13 protein-coding genes and 3 pseudogenes are annotated in these 15,940 nt (G+C 62.0%); 8 read left to right on the forward strand and 8 right to left on the reverse strand.

All coding sequences use genetic code 11. The features are described from left to right. The coding region (locus AC1DR1_RS21690) for a CoA-transferase (protein WP_476993291.1) at positions 1–231 on the forward strand (231 nt) is incomplete at its 5' end. A gap of 1 nt (position 232) precedes the next feature. Continuing rightward, positions 233–937, forward strand: coding sequence for a 3-oxoacid CoA-transferase subunit B (locus AC1DR1_RS21695; protein ID WP_476993292.1), 705 nt, complete (start codon positions 233–235; stop codon positions 935–937). Between the two features lie 331 nt (positions 938–1,268). Here the strand turns inward: AC1DR1_RS21695 and AC1DR1_RS21700 are convergent, their stop codons facing one another. Both AC1DR1_RS21700 and AC1DR1_RS21705 read right to left on the reverse strand, forming a co-directional pair. Then, positions 1,269–1,799 carry a GNAT family N-acetyltransferase gene (locus AC1DR1_RS21700; protein ID WP_229993598.1) on the reverse strand — a complete coding sequence of 177 codons (531 nt, stop codon included), beginning with the start codon at positions 1,797–1,799 and terminating at the stop codon, positions 1,269–1,271. Between the two features lie 84 nt (positions 1,800–1,883). Beyond that, positions 1,884–2,372: a winged helix-turn-helix transcriptional regulator gene (locus AC1DR1_RS21705; RefSeq protein ID WP_364744736.1), complete on the reverse strand. Its 489-nt coding sequence runs from the start codon at positions 2,370–2,372 to the stop codon at positions 1,884–1,886. A gap of 126 nt (positions 2,373–2,498) precedes the next feature. Here AC1DR1_RS21705 and AC1DR1_RS21710 point away from each other — a divergent pair, with 126 nt between their 5' ends. Together AC1DR1_RS21710 and AC1DR1_RS21715 are read left to right on the forward strand one after the other, a co-directional pair. Beyond that, complete coding sequence (locus AC1DR1_RS21710; protein ID WP_476993293.1) at positions 2,499–3,302, forward strand: PaaI family thioesterase; 804 nt, start codon at positions 2,499–2,501, stop codon at positions 3,300–3,302. After that, positions 3,299–4,297 carry an SLAC1 family transporter gene (locus AC1DR1_RS21715; RefSeq protein WP_364744739.1) on the forward strand — a complete coding sequence of 333 codons (999 nt, stop codon included), beginning with the start codon at positions 3,299–3,301 and terminating at the stop codon, positions 4,295–4,297. The genes AC1DR1_RS21710 and AC1DR1_RS21715 overlap by 4 nt, the downstream gene beginning before the upstream one ends. Before the next feature lie 1,159 nt (positions 4,298–5,456). Here AC1DR1_RS21715 and AC1DR1_RS21720 read toward each other — a convergent pair. From AC1DR1_RS21720 to AC1DR1_RS21740, 5 genes and pseudogenes are all read right to left on the reverse strand, one after another. After that, positions 5,457–6,246: pseudogene (locus tag AC1DR1_RS21720) on the reverse strand (alcohol dehydrogenase catalytic domain-containing protein); the annotation flags it as partial. 146 nt (positions 6,247–6,392) lie between these two features. Beyond that, positions 6,393–7,778 carry an MFS transporter gene (locus AC1DR1_RS21725; protein ID WP_229994180.1) on the reverse strand — a complete coding sequence of 462 codons (1,386 nt, stop codon included), beginning with the start codon at positions 7,776–7,778 and terminating at the stop codon, positions 6,393–6,395. A gap of 95 nt (positions 7,779–7,873) precedes the next feature. Then, complete coding sequence (locus AC1DR1_RS21730; protein WP_476993294.1) at positions 7,874–9,112, reverse strand: NAD(P)/FAD-dependent oxidoreductase; 1,239 nt, start codon at positions 9,110–9,112, stop codon at positions 7,874–7,876. A 16-nt stretch (positions 9,113–9,128) separates the two neighbouring features. Beyond that, positions 9,129–9,452, reverse strand: a complete 324-nt coding sequence (locus tag AC1DR1_RS21735; RefSeq protein ID WP_229994182.1) for a 2Fe-2S iron-sulfur cluster-binding protein — start codon at positions 9,450–9,452, stop codon at positions 9,129–9,131. A gap of 28 nt (positions 9,453–9,480) precedes the next feature. Further along, positions 9,481–10,776 carry a cytochrome P450 gene (locus AC1DR1_RS21740; protein ID WP_476993295.1) on the reverse strand — a complete coding sequence of 432 codons (1,296 nt, stop codon included), beginning with the start codon at positions 10,774–10,776 and terminating at the stop codon, positions 9,481–9,483. 115 nt (positions 10,777–10,891) lie between these two features. Between AC1DR1_RS21740 and AC1DR1_RS21745 the strand changes: the two genes are divergently transcribed. The 3 genes and pseudogenes from AC1DR1_RS21745 to AC1DR1_RS21755 form a co-directional block, all read left to right on the forward strand. After that, positions 10,892–11,803, forward strand: a complete 912-nt coding sequence (locus AC1DR1_RS21745; RefSeq protein WP_229994184.1) for a LysR substrate-binding domain-containing protein — start codon at positions 10,892–10,894, stop codon at positions 11,801–11,803. 67 nt (positions 11,804–11,870) lie between these two features. Next, positions 11,871–12,773, forward strand: a pseudogene (locus AC1DR1_RS21750) (fumarylacetoacetate hydrolase family protein); the annotation flags it as partial. Beyond that, positions 12,766–12,972: pseudogene (locus AC1DR1_RS21755) on the forward strand (GntR family transcriptional regulator); the annotation flags it as partial. The pseudogenes AC1DR1_RS21750 and AC1DR1_RS21755, both read left to right, overlap by 8 nt. A gap of 469 nt (positions 12,973–13,441) precedes the next feature. On the opposite strand, the gene AC1DR1_RS21760 reads toward AC1DR1_RS21755, so the two are convergent. Continuing rightward, entirely contained in the window at positions 13,442–14,389 is a 948-nt protein-coding gene (locus tag AC1DR1_RS21760; RefSeq protein WP_229994185.1) for a LysR family transcriptional regulator, read from the reverse strand. 243 nt (positions 14,390–14,632) lie between these two features. Here AC1DR1_RS21760 and AC1DR1_RS21765 point away from each other — a divergent pair. Continuing rightward, positions 14,633–15,940 (forward strand): hypothetical protein (locus AC1DR1_RS21765; RefSeq protein WP_476993296.1); only part of this gene is annotated, 1,308 nt, incomplete at its 3' end.

The following is a 15,940-nucleotide window of genomic DNA, read 5'->3' on the forward strand; positions in this document are numbered from 1 at the left end:
GTGTTCGAGACCCCCATCCACGCCGACGTCGCCCTGATCAAGGCCCTCACGGCGGACGGCAGGGGCAATCTCGTCTACCGTAAAACCGCGCGGAACTTCGGCCCCATCATGGCCGCCGCCGCGAAACACACCATCGCCCAGGTGTCCGGGATCGTCCCCACCGGCGGCCTGGACCCGGAAAACATCGTGACCCCCGGCATCTACGTCAACAGCATCGTGAAGGTGGCCTGAGATGAGCATCCCAACCAATGACCACGCGAGTGTCCGGCCCGGCAACCAGGCTGATCTCCAGACGTCCGGCAAGCCGCTGGGCCGTGACGATCTCGCCCGCCTCGTGGCCCGCGACATCGCCCCCGGATCGTTCGTGAACCTCGGAATCGGCCAGCCCACCCTGGTCTCGAACTACCTCGAGCCGGAGCAGAACATCACGCTCCACACCGAAAACGGCATGCTCGGCATGGGCCCGGAGGCCACCGGAGACCAGATCGACGGCGACCTCATCAACGCCGGCAAGATCCCCGTCACCGAATTGCCGGGGGCGTCCTACTTCCACCACGCTGACTCCTTCGCCATCATGCGCGGCGGACACCTGGACATCTGCGTCCTGGGCGCCTTCCAGGTTTCCGCCACCGGCGACCTCGCCAACTGGCACACCGGCGCCCCGGACGCGATCCCCGCCGTCGGCGGCGCCATGGACCTCGCCACCGGCGCCAAGGACGTCTTCGTCATGATGACGCTCCTGACCCGCGACGGCGCGTCCAAACTCGTCGAGACCTGCACCTACCCGCTCACCGGGATCGGCTGCGTGACCCGCGTCTACACGGACAAGGCCGTCTTCCTCACCGGACCCGACGGCGTCCAGGTGCGGGAGACCTTCGGCTGCACGCTCGAGGAACTCCAGGCCATGGTGCCCGTCCCCCTCAAGGCGACGGTCTAGCTATTTTCGGCATTCCATACCGGCATCAGAGCGTAATCGCGTCCTGTATCTCCAAATTGGCCTTCAAGGTCGGAGGTACCCTGTCAGTGCATTGGGATGCCCGAAGCTGCCTGAGCCAAGGCGCTCCGGGCTGAGTGGATTCGTCTTATTGCCCAGGGAAACCGTCTACCAGTACATGCGTCACGCCAAGTTGGGGTGAAGCACTCTCCTGCCGGCGCCGTAGTTGCGCCGTTGCCCCGCCGCCGTAGCTTACGAAAGGTCCACTATCGTGGTTCGAGCGAGACGAAAAGCTCATGTCAGAGTTGGACCTTTTCTGCCGACGGCCGGACCTCTATTCCTGGCCGAGAACGGACGGGAGCCGGTCCTTCATAGGCTGAAGCTGTTTTGCAAAGCAGATCGACGTCGGGATGGCGTCCTCGTAGGGAGGATAAGTTGGTATCTGCCGGTATCCAAGTTTCCGGTAAAAGGCTTCAGCTTCCGGCTGCTTGCCCCCGGTTTGCAGGATAACGCGACGGGCGCCGGCACCGGCGGCAATCCTCTCGAGTTCAGCCATGAGTACGGTCGCAGCGCCCATACCTCGGGCTGCAGGGTCTGTAATGACCCGTTTGACCTCCCACTCCCCATCTAACCGGCGGAGAGCGCCGTGCCCTATGGCTTCACCTACGGTATTAAGTACCAGGACGCTGGCGATGAAATCTTGCGGTGGTACGGAGAGCGCTGTCTGCGCTGCTTCGGAAAGATGAGGTTCTTCTTCGGTAGCGTACCGGGCGAGGAGCTCGTCTGTTAGCAGATCCCGCAGACGGGTTGCTCTGGGGTCTTCAAAGTCAACTATTTGCAGTGTCTCTGCCGGATTCCCGGACATCTATCTGCTCCTGATGTACGTCTTATCGATATTCCATGGTTTGCCGCTACAGGAGACGACCGCGGGGTGTTCCGTCGTCGCCCTTCAAATTTGTCGTTGCTGGTCCACCGGTATCGCGTCGGCCGTAGACACAAGCGGTCCCAGCATCAGACTGCCCAGTCTGAATTCCTCGCCGCATTCCGCGCAGGTCAGCACCGGTTTCAGGTCGGCCCCGCAACTGTGCCGGTAAGAGGCGCGGGGGGTCTCGTCGCGCATCCAGGTACTGCTCCACGCTGCGAGTGAGATGAGAATGGGAGCAATCTCGGCCCCGGAAATTGTGAGGTGGTACTCATGGCGCGGGGGGTGTTCGGAATATTGGACGCGCTCAATAACGCCATGGCTTTCGAGCGTCCGCAGCCGGCTTGTCAGTATGTCGCGGGAGGCGCCTGTGTTACGGGCTATCTGGTCGAATCGATGAACGCCCAGGGACATCTCCCGAAGGGCCAGCAGCGCCCACCGCTCTCCCAGCACCTCGAGCCCTGCTGCGATGAAGCATGCCCTGGGCGCATCCCTGGCCGTATCGGTTGGTGTCATGACTTACCTGCTTTCAGTGCGTTCTATAAGCATACAAGTTAGTTGGAAATTCAAACCGACTGAGCTAACCTGATTTTCGAAGGCTGCAGCAACCGCGTGGGCGCCCTGCCGAGATCAGGAGAATTCATGCCACTGCTGTCTGGTGCCGTCGCCCTTGTCACGGGTGCGAATGGAGGGCTCGGCCCCGAACTCGCGGAACAGGCCCTCGCCAGGGGCACGGCCAAGGTGTATGCGACAGCCCGCCACCTAAGGGAGATTACAAGGTCATCGTGGATGACATCACTGCCGGCGTGTAGCTTGGCCTCTCTGGTGCGATCTCCGATCTTTACCCGGCGCTGGCAGCCAACGGCCGGCATGACCCCGGCAAAGCCTGAAGACCTCCTAAGAACTCAGAGAGATACATTCATGACAAGCAACACCTCCGCAGAGCGCTCGGAGACCTTCACCTGGATGGACCCGGCAGTAGCTCTCCAACAGCTGCCACTACTGTCGGGTATGGACTACTTTTCCGGCCTCCGTAACGGCAGCATAGCGCCGCCGCCGATCGCATCCCTGATGAAATTCGATCTCGTCGAAGCTACACATGGCCACGTCGAATTCGAGTGTCGGCCGGGAGAAGCCCACTACAACCCCCTTGGAATGGTGCACGGCGGCCTAACATGCACACTCCTTGACACGGCCCTCGGCTGCGCAGCACACACCACCTTGGCAGCAGGTCTCGGCTACACCTCCATCGACCTGGCGGTGAAGTACCTGCGGCCCGTCACGCTCCGGAAGGGCGCCCTTCGAGCAGAGGGGTCAGTGGTGAAAGCTGGTTCGCGGCTCATCTTCACAGAAGGCCGCCTCAGCACCACCGAAGGTGAACTCCTCGCCACCGCCACAAGCACACTCCTCGTCTTTCCCCACCAACCGGAGGCGCTGGCACCATGACACATAGTGCCACCACTGTTGCCCAGGCGCCTGTGGCGCAGAAACCTGTTCTGCTTCCGCACGCCGAGCCAGGGATGCATAAGTTGAGCCGGTTCGGCGTACCGTTGGGGCTTGCCGGCCTGGGCGGCGCCTGGTCCGCCGCAAGGGGCACCCTCGGATCCCCGGTATGGCCGGAGGAAACTCTCTACGGAGCAGCCACCGCCCTGTGGCTGGTCCTGACCGTCCTGTACGTGTTCCGGGGCCTTCGGCGGAAAGGAACATTCCGTTCTGACCTCAAGCACGAGGTGGCAGGGCCTTTCGCATCCTTTATTCCACTCGTCGGGATCCTGCTTTCCTCCCACTACAGCCAGTATTTGCCGCCCTGGGGTGCCTGGCTGTGTGTGGCGTCCATCGCCGCCCTGGCCATCGTCGCCGCACAACTTCTCGCCCACTGGGTGACAGGCGGGGTATCGATGCAGTCCATCCATCCCGGCTACCTGCTGCCTGTCGTTGCCGGGTCCTTCGTTGCGAGCATCGGATTTGCAAGCCTCCACGTCCATGATGCGGCCATGGCTGCGTTTGGCGTCGGCGTATTCTTTTGGCTTGTCGTGGGCACCGTCGTCACCGTCCGGCTCATGACCGGAGGCGCGCTGGCACCAGCAGCCAAGACTGGACTGTCCGCATACCTGGCTGCACCTGCAACGGCCAACATCGCCTGGATGGTGTCACACCCGGGACCCGTAGGGACCGTGCAACTCGGGCTCACCGGCGTGCTGGCAATCATGGCGCTAATGCAGGTCATGCTCCTCCCCCAATATCGCAAGCTGCCTTTCTCACCAGCGTTCTGGGTGTTTACGTTCCCCGTGGGCGCGACCACCAACTACGCCATCCGCTGGCTTGCCACAACTAACCTCCCCGGCTGGGAAATTTACGCCTGGACGATACTCGGGCTCGCAACAGCCTTCACCCTCGCCATTGCCGCCCGCACCGCGAAGACGGGAAGTGCCCGCGCATAGCCAGACGCGTCGGACGAGGTGAACGAAGGCGACTGACCGTCGATTAAGGTCGCAGGGCAAGAATGCACCAGCCACGGAGCGAGGGCATGATCTCGTCCCCCGTCTCGTATCCCTAGGGATACGAGACAACCGGGCAGCAGCCGAGAGCCGGCCTGACTGCCTCATACCCGCGGCGGGGCACCGAGAGCGACATGCAGCAGCGCTGAAACGCCTCCGTTTATCGCCGCAGATCACACCGCATCCCAGTCTCGTTGCGCTCCAAGAACCACTTCACGGGCACCACGATCGAAGGGTTTATGGCCCAACCTGACATCGGACTCAATTCGTCACGTCCTCGAATAAAGCAGACGACAGTGTGGAGACTGTACACACCCCCTTTGCTAGGACAACAGCGCCGCACGGCGTACGCGGGTGTTCCTATGATCAGCCTCCCGGTGCTTCCTACAGCGCAATCGTCACAGTCATGTAGTCCCCGCTCCCCCGGTCCATGAATAGGTGTAGGCCACCACTGCCCACACCGACAAAACCGGAACGAGGAACCGCATAACCCCAGTCACAGCGCGCGGAAGGCCCACCAGCCAGGGACTTGAACCCGTCACCCCACACACGTGAACAAGCCACGCGGCGGCCAGGCCAAAGCCCGCACACCAACCGTCAGAGCGACGCGACCACAAGCTTTGTACACGTCAAAGCAAAATCGCCTCTGACGAGGGGGAATGCTGTGCCCGAGGTGGGACTCGAACCGGGTTCCACCCCTTGAATTTCCGCCACTCCCCCGAATATCTCCGCAATCCGGCCCAGTCCGGCACCAGTACGACCCGATCCGAAGCCCAGGGTGTGCACATTGTGCACACCCTCTTTCTGCCCATAATCTTCCCTGGTCCAGAAGTCTGTCGTGACGCTGCGGGCCACGACAGGTTCACGCTGTCCGTGATGGTGCTCCGCTCTGGCGTAATGTTCTCCGAACCGTCGGTGACGACTGCTACCAGACACCCAACGCGGCGGCATTGGACAGTTTGGGAGTCGACATGGGTCATGGCTGTTCGTCCCTCCTTTCCGAACATCTCATAATAGGCAAACGGTTACGTAGCCGCATGACCGACACTCACTGGCCGCCCCTTGTAGAAGTGGGGCACCCAAGGCTCCGCAGGCGCCGTTAGAAGGCCTGCTTTTGCGTTTTTGGAACGGCCGACGGCGTCAATCACCAGGTCCGCGCCGCTGCCCCGCAGTGCCGGATGGCCTCAATGGGATCTTCCCGGCTGGACGCCGTCGGTGGCGCCAAAGGACTTGGCCATCTCCACCTTGTTCGGGTCAATGTCAACGGCGACGATCGTGGTGGCGCCGGACAGCATGGCGCCAGCGATCGCGGCGATACCCACACCGCCGCAGCCGATGACGGCGACGGATTCGCGGCGCTTGACCTCACCGGTGTTGATGGCGGCGCCGATGCCTGCCATCACTCCGCATCCCAGCAGCCCGACGGCTGCCGAATCACTGTCCTCTTCAACCTCGGTGCACGGCCCGGCAGCGACGACCTTCTTCTTCTCGGCGAAGGCGCCGATGCCGAGGGCGGGCGAGAGCTCCGTGCCGTGCTCGAGGGTCATCTGTCCGCAGCGTTGTGGGTGTTTAAGCAAGACTGCGGCTGGCCTTGGCGCACGCCCGGCATTCACGGCACACCGTCCGCCAGTTCAGAATCACGCGGTCGCCGGGGGCCACCTCGTTGGCGTCCGGTCCGACGGCGCTGACCACACCGCTGGCCTCGTTGCCCAACAGGATGGGCAAATCGTCAGTGATTCCGCCCTGCTTGTAGTGCGGGTCCATTTGGCAGACGCCGCAGGTGAGAATGTCCACCAGGGCCTCTCCAACCCGGGATCCGGCACCAGGATAGTCTCCACCGACATCGGCGCATTCTTTTCCCTGGCTACAGCTGTCCTAACCCGGTGTGCCATGATTAGCTGCCCTTCTTCCGTCCGCCGTGCAGCAAGCCATTGTGGTCTTCAAGTCTTGTGCTTCATTGTTGCCGGCTCGACGCTGTCATCCGCCGCGCTTGGGGCCAGGGCCTTGTCAGCTACCCCGGCCCCAAATGACGGCGTGATCAGTTGGTGCGAATGAGCTCATTTGGAACGTCCGCKGTGCGCCGGTCAAAGACGAGGGCTCCAACTTCCTGTTCGGCCTGATTCCGGATGGAAAGGTCGATACCTGAGCGGTCCCGCACCAGTGAGACGGCCACAAGAGAGATGAGGGTCATCCCGACCAGGTACAGGGAAACGGCATCGGTTCCGCCTGTGGCCTGTACCAATGCTGTGGCTATAGTCGGGGCAAAGGCGCCGCCCAGGATCGCTCCCAAAGCGTAGGAGATGGAGACACCCGAGAAACGCACCGAGGCAGGGAACATTTCCGAGTACAGGGCAGCCTGCGGGCCATACGCCAGTCCCAGACCGACGGTAAATATGGTCAGCGCCAGATAGAGCATCGCCAAGGACCCTGTGTTGATCAGCCAGAAGAGCGGGAAGCAGGCCAGCAGCTGGGCGCCGAAGCCTATGAAGTAGGTGCGCTTGCGGCCAATCCTGTCCGAGAGGTATCCGGCGAGGTAGGTGAAGACGAGCCAGATAGCAGAACCGTAAGCGACTGCAACGAGCACGTCAGTGCGTCCGTGACCGACAGCGGGGCTGGTCGCGTAGCTGGGGATGAAGCCGCCCGTTGCCATGTAGCCTGCAGCGTTGTTGCCCGCGAAGATCAGGGCGGCGATGATTACGAGGAGTCCGTGGCGCCGGAATAGCTCCACGATTGGTGTCCTGGGCTGTTTCTTGGCTGCAGCGATTTCCTGGAATACAGGGGATTCGTCCACCGCGCGGCGTACGAAGTAGCCCACGGCAACGAGAACGATACTCAGCAGGAAGGGTACCCGCCATCCCCATTCGAGGAAGGCTGCCCCGGGGGAAACTACACCGGTCATGAGTGCTGTGACGCCGGAGGCCAGCAGCAGTCCCAGTGGAACGCCCAGTTGCGGGAACGCCCCGGCCCGTCCGCGGCGGTCGCTGGGGGCGTGCTCGACTGCCATCAGAACGGCCCCTCCCCATTCACCTCCCGCGGAGATGCCTTGCAGGATCCTCAGCAGCAGGAGCATGACCGGGGCGATGACACCGGCGGTCGCGTAGGTCGGCAGGAAGCCGATCAGGGTGGTTGCTGCGCCCATGAGGATCAGGGTGAGCACGAGCATGGCGCGGCGGCCGATCCTGTCGCCGTAGTGGCCGGCCAGGAAGGCGCCGAGGGGCCGGAAGAGGAAGCTGATGCCGACGGAGGCGAATGACAGCAGCAGTCCGATGGAGGTGCCGGCTGGTTCGAAGAACAGCTGTGCGAAGACCAGGCCGGCGGCCGTGGCGTAGATGAAGAAGTCGTACCATTCAACGGTGGTGCCGATGACGGTTGCAAAGGCGACGCGACGTTGGTTCGCCTTCGAACTGTGTGTGTACATGCTCATGGTTCTCCAGTTGGTTTAAGAGCTGTACCCAGAGAGGAAACCCTGGGGCATCAAACTTTGCTGCCGATTTTTTGGGCGGAGACTGGTAATCCGTGTCAGGCCACTACTGGCACTAACGGGGTGCTGGCAGCTGCCTTCAGGGTGAACCCCTCGGTTTCTGCCTGGGCGCGGGTGATGCCTGCGCCGGCGACGAGTAGTTTGCGGGCAGCCATATGGTCCGCGGTGACGTTGACCGATTCCACAGCCGTGAGGACGCCGTCCCTGAAGCAGAGGACGGAGAACTTTGCTGCCGCCTGGTCACCCACGACCAGCATGTCGTCGTCGGGTCGTGCGAGCCCTGCCATCTGCAGCCGGTAGGGGCCCTGTATGGACCAGAACCAGGGCAGCTCCGTGTAGGGGTGTACAGCCCCGAGAATGGTACGGGCGGCATGCCGGGCCTGATCGGTGGCATTCTGGACCGACTCCAGACGCAGACGGACCTGGGCGTGCGCGCTGGGGAAACTGGCGCAGTCGCCTATCGCCAGAACGGCAGGGTCCGCCGTGCGCAGCGTTTCATCGACAACGATGCCGTTGCTGGTTTCGAGGCCGGCGTCCGAGGCCAGGGTGTCGTTGGGCTGCACGCCGATGCCCACGAGGACCAGATCAGCAGGATATGACGCCCCTGTTGTTGACACTGCGGCTCCGACGCAGCCATCCGTGCCAGGCTCGAAGCGGTCGATGCCTTCGCCGAGACGCAGGTCGACACCTTGTGAGCGGTGAGCGGCTGCAAACCACTCCCCCATGACGGGGGTCAGTGCACGTCCCATCGGGCGAGGCGCGAATTCCAGGACGGTCACCTTGCATCCGTGGGCCAGGGCGGCGGCGGCAAATTCCAGTCCAATGAATCCGGCACCGATGATGACGACATTGCGGGCGGTGGGCAGCGCCCGGTGCAGCGCCTCTGCATCTGTCAGGGTTTTCAGTCCATGGATGCCGGACAGGGACGCGCCCGGACAGTTCAGCATCTTGTTTCGGGCGCCGGTCGCGAAGACGAGGTGGTCGTAGTCGAGTGAACCCTCGGTGAGCTTCACCTTCCGTTCGGCCAGGTCAATGGCGAGTGCCTGGACACCTTCATGGAGTGTGACGCTCTTGTCCTCAAAAAAGGATGTGCCGCGCAACGGCAAGGGAGCCGGTTCCTTGCCCGGGGCCAGGTAGTCCTTTGACAGCGGCGGACGCTGATAGGGCAGCCCGGATTCCTCAGCGATCACATGGATCTTGCCCGCATACCCCTCGGTCCTCAACGTATCGGCGACCTGCAGGCCGGCCTGTCCGCCGCCAATGATGACAACGCTCATGTCATTTTCCCCGCTTCTAGAGTTGGCCGGCAGGGATGTCGACGACAATCTCTGTGAGTTCTGCGTCGATTTTGATCTGGCATGCCAGACGGGATGTGTCCAACCGCTCGGCTGTGGCACAGTCGAGCATTTCGTCTTCATCGTCGCTGATTTCGGGCAGCGCCTGTGCATATTCCGGCCGCACGTAGACGTGGCATGTGGCGCACATGGCCTGCCCGCCGCATTCGCCGATGATGCCGTCAATGCCGTTGGTGACGGCGGCGCGCATCAGTGTTGTGCCCTCCTGGACCTGGAGGGTTTGCTGGGTGCCGTTTGGCTGAGTGTAGGTGACGGTGGGCATCGTTGCTCCTTGGTATTTGGTGGTGCTTCTAGTTCCAGGTGACGGGCAGGCTGGTCAGTCCGCGGAAGACCCAGCCATCCCAGCTTTCATTCCGCCGTTCATCTACGCGCAGCCCTGGGAAGCGCTTGTATGCCAGCGGTACCGCCACCTGGCCGATTGAAGTCTTTGCGGCCCAGTGCCCGGCGCAGAGGTGGACGCCGCTGCCGAAAGCGAGGTGGGGGCGCTTGGGCCGGTGGATGTCGAAGTCTGCAGCGGATTCTCCGAAGTGGGCGGCGTCGTGGTTGGCGGATGCAACGACCACGCCTATACCGGCGCCAGCGGGGATCCGGACCCCTTCGAGGACGGTTTCCCGGGTCGTTTCGCGCGGGTACATCCCGATCGGCGATTGCCATCTGACAGCTTCGTCAAACACCGAAGCCCACAATGCGGGGTCGGCTAGGACCTGCGCGCGTTGTTCGTGGTGGTTGCTGAGGGCCCAGACCATGTTGGTGACCATGTGCTGGGGCTCGTTCATTCCGCCGGAGATAGTCAGCTTGATGTTGGCGGTGACGTTGGAGGTTGGCAGCCCGCTGTTTGCGAATGCGGACACCATCGAGGCGTCCGGGTTCTGCCGGTAGTAGGGGATCAACTCCTCGAGCAAGCGGTCGGCCTCCTCGGTCGAGGAGTCACATCGGTCCCAGATCGACTGATCGTCCAGAACGTTTCCCATGCCAGCAATGAAGTCGTGGGACCAGCGGCGTACCTGATCGACCGAAACGTCCTTCAGCCCCAGCAGGTCAATGAGGTTCTGCGAGGCCACGGGCGCGGCGTAGTCCCGGTTCAGGTCTGCTTCCCGGGGACCGATCTCGGCGAACTTCTCAAGGTAGGTTTCGGCGTTGCGTTCAAAAACCGGTCCCCAGACTTCCTTGATGGACTTGGGACGAAGTACAGGATTTACGGGTGCCCGGTCTGCCGAATGCTCTGGATCGTCCTTGCGCAACATCGGCCGGGCTCCAACGGCCCGGGTCATCGTTGAGCCGGAGACGTTGGCGCTGAAGATTTCCTGATCCTGTTCCACCGTGTGGCAGCCGGCGTAGTTAGTGACGAGGAATTTGTTGAGCTGCGGAACCCAGCCGATCGGAGACTCCGCCCTCAGCCTGGCATAGGTCGGGTAGGGATCCGATGCAAGTTCAGCCACGTCAACCCAGTCAGCCACGGGGTAGTCGGCGGCGTCGTGCGAAGCGGTGGTGCGAGATTGATCGCTGCTGCCGCGCACCGATTCCGCGTCAACGCTTCGGGTCTCCGAGTTCCCGTGGAAGGGGCACTGTGGGGCTTGTGTCGTCATTGTGGTCCTACTCCTCCTGGCACGTCGTTGTGTAATCAGTGTCACAGCCAACCTTCTTCTAGTAAACTGTGAATATTAGTGGAAGTATTTCGATTCTTTAGGAGAAGAGATTTTCGTGCCTAAATTCACCTTTCGTCAGCTCGAACTCTTCGCCGCGCTGCCGGAACACACCACCCTGGGATCCGCGGCGCTACAGCTCCACATCTCCGAATCCGCGCTCTCGCACGCCATCAGCGAGCTTGAGGCAGCGTTGGGGGAACAACTGTGCATCCGGAGGAAGGCCCGGGGCATGCACCTGACGCCGACAGGGCGCCACTTCGCGAAGCGGGCCAAAGAACTGCTTCGCGAGGCCAGTGCACTGGCAGACGGATTGGGTGAGTTGCGCGGCGAGCTGAAGGGGCCGGTGTCGTTGGGTTGCTATACGGGCCTGGCAAGCAACGTCCTGCCCGCCGTGCTTGAAGGCATGGCCAACCTGCACCCCAAGATCGAAATCAGCATCACGGTAGGGGACCACTCAGACCTGCTGCCGGCGCTTGAAGATGGAACACTGGACACGGCCATCGTCTATGACATTGGCTTGCCAGCGGACGTGGAGCGCAGGGTCATCTACAAGACCGAAGTCATGGCCGTTCTGGGGGCCAACGATCCACTTGCTGAAGAAGACGACGTGGATCTCGCGGATCTGTCGGCCAAGCCACTCATCATGCTTAACACGGCCCCCAGCACGGAATATACACAGTTGATGTTCGCTCAGCGTGGACTCAAGCCAAGTGTGGGTGCAGTAGTCCCGCAAATCGATCTTGTCCGGGCAATGGTCGGGCGGGGGCTCGGCTATAGTCTCTTGATGTCGCGGCCCAACCAGATCCCGGTTTCCAGCGAGGGCAAGGGACTCGTGACCAGGCACCTTCGCCCCCGCGCCGGACAGACCTCTGTTGTTGCGGTCTGGCCAAAAGAAACGGCGCAAACTGCCCGGTCACTGGCTGTCATCCAATATGCAGTCGAGGTCCTGGACGCCATTGAACCCTGATAGCGACCGCCAGGTGCCAGAAAAATGAAGACCAAAGGGTTGATGCACGACGGCGATTCAGCGATAGCCGGGCGACGTCGTCGAGGTTGAAGGCAGCGCCGGCGGACTCACCGGCGCTGCCTGGACAACCGGCGGCTTGGTCACTCGCGTGGAGGAAGGCACAACGCCGTTCGCGGACTTTGGCGCCCGGCCCAAGACCGATGATCTGCCTCGGGAGGAGGCATACGGCTCGCGGGAAGCGGCCGGCACCGCGGCCGTCGGTCCGGTCCTGTCCCTGGCGCTGAAGGCGAGGCTGGAGAGCGTCTGCACGGCCACCCTGTCCTCCCAGCTGCGCAAGCGCGGCCTGAACAACGTCAGCATCGACGGCCTGACCTCCACCCGGCCGGAAAGGCGGATCGTGGGCCTGGCCCGGACCCTGCGCTACGTCCCCAACCGCGAGGACCTCTTCAAGACCCATGGCGGCGGCTTCAATGCCCAGAAGAAGGCCATCGACTCCGTCAACGAGGGCGAGATCCTGGTGATGGAGGCCCGCGGCGAGAAGGGCACCGGCACCATCGGCGACATCCTGGCCCTGCGCGCCCAGGTCCGCGGCGCCGCGGCCATCATCACCGACGGCGGCGTCCGCGACTTCTCCGCCGTCGCCGCGATGGACATGCCCACCTACTACGCCAACCCGCACCCCGCCGTGCTGGGACGCCGGCACATCCCGTGGGACACGGACATCACCATCGCCTGCGGCGGCACCACCGTGCAGCCCGGGGACATCATCGTCGCCGACGCGGACGGCATCCTGGTGATCCCGCCGGCGCTGGCCGCGGAACTCGCCGACGACTCCATCGCCCAGGAACGCGAGGAAACGTTCATCACCGAGATGGTGCAGCAGGGCCACAGCGTGGACGGACTCTATCCGCTGAACGCTGACTGGCGGGCCCGCTACGAGAACTGGGAAGCCGGCAAAGCCAATGAATGACACCGCCGCCGTGGGGTCTCCTACCGCCACGTTCACGGCCACGCAGACCGCGACGCACACCGCCAGCAAATCCGAGCAGGYCTACGCGGCCGTCAAGACCCGGATCGTGGACGGGAGCTACTCCCCCGGCTACCGGCTGGTGCTGGCCAAGATCACCGAGGACCTGGGCGTCAGCGTGGTGCCGGTCCGCGAGGCCATCCCGTGAGCGGAAAGACCTGGCCTCGCTGAAGGTGAAGCAGTTGCATGCGCAAATGCTCGTGACTCAAATGTGCTTTGATGTTCCGGCTGTGGTTTGAGTATTGCAGACGATTGAGCTCGGAGGGTGTCACTCCCCCGGTATCGCTCGGTACGCATGGGCCCGTCAGTAGGATTCGTCTGATCCGGCTGGCGGCCAAACATGGCGCAGGGACTTCTGTCCTCCACGCGATTTGATCCCCTGCCGTTCATCTCATCGGTGGCGACCAACTCCCAAGCCGCAGGAGCACAGTTCTACGGAATCCACCTCTTCTCGTTTAACGACTTCACCGCTGTCAAAACGCTGGGTGACGCTCTCAGCTTGCCTCAAGCGGATCCTGTTCGTTCTCGGTGACACCTGGCTGGCGCCGGGTCCGTAGCCGTAGCCGTAGCCGTAACCGTAACCGCAACAGAAATACGGCACCGTGCTAATTTCAACCTCTGTCGCCCACACCCCGGACTGAGTCGAACCAGCGTTGTTGCTCCTTACCGACAGAATCGCGGGCAAACTCGGTAAATGCAGCAGCCCTGGTCGTCAGCGGCGTTCGGCGGAGCCAGGCAACCTGTACGCGTTCGAGCGGCATTGCCGGTTCAAGCTCCAAAGTTGCGAGTGCCAGACCCTCGTAGCTCGTCTTGGAGCGCGAGCGGTGAATCATCATGCAGTAACCGAGGTTCCTGGCGACCAAGGCACGAGTCAACTCATACTGTTCGCTGCGGTACCGGATGTTGGGTCTGATGCCGAAGTCCTTGAAGATCTCCATCGCGTGGTTGCTCGCCGGCGGGGAGTCGAAGAATACGTATGGGTCATCTCTCAACTCTGCAAGTGCCACGGATCCTCTTCCCGCCAGCCGATGTCGGGCTCCCACAATGATGTGGACAGGCGTTTCATAAAGGACAACTCCTTGGAGGTCCAATGGCAGATTCAGATCGTAGACCAGGATCAGGTCTATCCGCCCCTCGCCGAGGAGCTCCATCAGAGCACCTTGAGGTGCGATCCGGAAGTCGACGTCCACGCGCGGATGTAGAGCCGCGAATTCGTCGATGAGCGCAGGGATAAGAGTGGGAGCAAACGTCGGGTAGCAACCCACTGTAATGGGGCCCACAAGCTCTTCGCCTTGACCGGCCACTGTCAGGTCAACCTCCTCGGCTGCCCGCAGAAGAGCTCTCGCTTCGTTCAGCAGAAGTCGCCCGCTGGGAGTGAGGTCCACCCCATGGGCCCGGCGCCGCACGCACAACTGAGTCTTCATGCCCCGCTCCAGCTGTGAGATGGAAGCGGCGATGGCAGTAGCCGAAACGTTTTCGCGGATGCTTGCCCCGGCGAAGGACCCGGTCTCGGCCACCGAACAAAAATACTGCAATTGGATTAGGTTGAACGACGGCATACCCAAATGCTAGTTGGTTTTTGAGAGGGAAACCGCAAGTGCAGTGAAGGAAAGGAAACTGCGCCGGACTCTCATGATCCGCTTGGGCGTTGGGATGCATACGAACAGCCCCGCTGATACCGAACTTTTAGTGCTGAATACCTCAACTATTTTCCGTTTTTCAAAGAAACTCCGGCCCTTTAACGTGTTTTGCATGGGCACCTAAGCGTCGCCGGTGCCGAGACCCGCTTCAAAGGAGAAACCGTGAGATCAAACATTCAGACCATGCGTGCCGGACTCGACATTGCCGCATCGTGGGGCAGGCTCGAGTACTCGGGCTGGCAGGACGAGAACATGTCGTGGAAGGAGGACGTCTACCTCGGAGACTGGTCCTATTTGGACGAATTGCGCGTCACAGGCCCAGATGCACTGCAGCTGTTTTCAGACTTCGCCGTCAACAGCTTCGCCAAATTCGCCATCGGACAAGCCAAGCACGCCATCTTCTGCAATCTTGACGGCAAGGTCATCGGGGAAGGCATCCTGGCCCGTTGGGCAGAGGATGACTTCCTGTTCAATGCACGCGGGCCGGTCAGCACCTGGCTTGAATACAACTTCAAGAAGGGTGCTTACAAGGCCGACTTGTCCCTGAAAATCAGCGAGTTCAAGTTCCAGGTTTCGGGACCGAAGTCCCTTGAACTCCTCGAACTCCTGACCTTCGAGTCGCTGCGGGACATCAAGTTCATGCATTTCCGGAAAGCCACAATTGCCGGACATCAGGTTCGCCTTCTCCGCCAAGGAATGGCCGGCGAAATCGGATTCGAGCTGCAGGGTCCCGGATCGATCGCCGAAGTCATCCGGGCCGCAGTGCTCGAAGCCGGGAAGGCGTTCAACATCCGCCGCATGGGTGCCCGAACAGCCATGGTCAACCACCTGGAGGCCGGCTTCCCCACCGTCACCCATGACTACCTCCCCGCCATTACCGGCGAAACTGAACGGGAATACTACGAGCAGTACAACGTCGAGGTGACAGACGACGGCAGCCCGGAGTGGTACCAGAGCTTCGAGCGGTGCATGAAGGTCAAAGGAAGCTTTGACGGCGAGGATCCCAGCGCATGGTTCCGTAGTCCTGTCGAACTGGGATGGACCAGAAACGTCAAGTTCGATCACGATTTCTACGGTCGGGCAGCTCTGGAGAGGGAGACGGCCGACCCCAAGCGCGGGATTGTCACGCTCGTTTGGAATGAAGAGGACGTCAAGGACGTCTACGACTCCTTCTTCCAGGACGGCGAACCGTACGATTTCATGGATTGGCCGCGCGGCCAGTGGTTCGCGATGTACACCAGCACGGTGCTGGAAGGGGAAACCATTATCGGCTCAACAACCTCGCGCGGTTACAGCTACTACTYCCGCAAGGTTCTCTCCCACGGGGTGCTCGACTTGGCCTACACGGAACCCGGCACTGAGGTAGAAGTCCTGTGGGGTGACCCGGGACATCGCCAGAAGAAGATCCGGGCCACCGTTCATGCCTATCCTTTCAAGCAGGACAATCGGCGCACGGAGCTGGCACTCGTC

The organism is Arthrobacter sp. P4_F10, from assembly GCF_056401435.1.

Excerpts from the sequence above, each read along its gene's own strand:
- AC1DR1_RS21735 (WP_229994182.1), bottom strand. The coding sequence starts at position 9,452 with ATGCCCACCGTCACCTACACTCAGCCAAACGGCACCCAGCAAACCCTC.
- AC1DR1_RS21700 (WP_229993598.1), bottom strand. The coding sequence starts at position 1,799 with ATGTCCGGGAATCCGGCAGAGACACTGCAAATAGTTGACTTTGAAGAC.
- AC1DR1_RS21705 (WP_364744736.1), bottom strand. The coding sequence starts at position 2,372 with ATGACACCAACCGATACGGCCAGGGATGCGCCCAGGGCATGCTTCATC.
- AC1DR1_RS21715 (WP_364744739.1), top strand. The coding sequence starts at position 3,299 with ATGACACATAGTGCCACCACTGTTGCCCAGGCGCCTGTGGCGCAGAAA.
- AC1DR1_RS21760 (WP_229994185.1), bottom strand. The coding sequence starts at position 14,389 with ATGCCGTCGTTCAACCTAATCCAATTGCAGTATTTTTGTTCGGTGGCC.
- AC1DR1_RS21730 (WP_476993294.1), bottom strand. The coding sequence starts at position 9,112 with ATGAGCGTTGTCATCATTGGCGGCGGACAGGCCGGCCTGCAGGTCGCC.
- AC1DR1_RS21740 (WP_476993295.1), bottom strand. The coding sequence starts at position 10,776 with ATGACGACACAAGCCCCACAGTGCCCCTTCCACGGGAACTCGGAGACC.
- AC1DR1_RS21695 (WP_476993292.1), top strand. The coding sequence starts at position 233 with ATGAGCATCCCAACCAATGACCACGCGAGTGTCCGGCCCGGCAACCAG.
- AC1DR1_RS21710 (WP_476993293.1), top strand. The coding sequence starts at position 2,499 with ATGCCACTGCTGTCTGGTGCCGTCGCCCTTGTCACGGGTGCGAATGGA.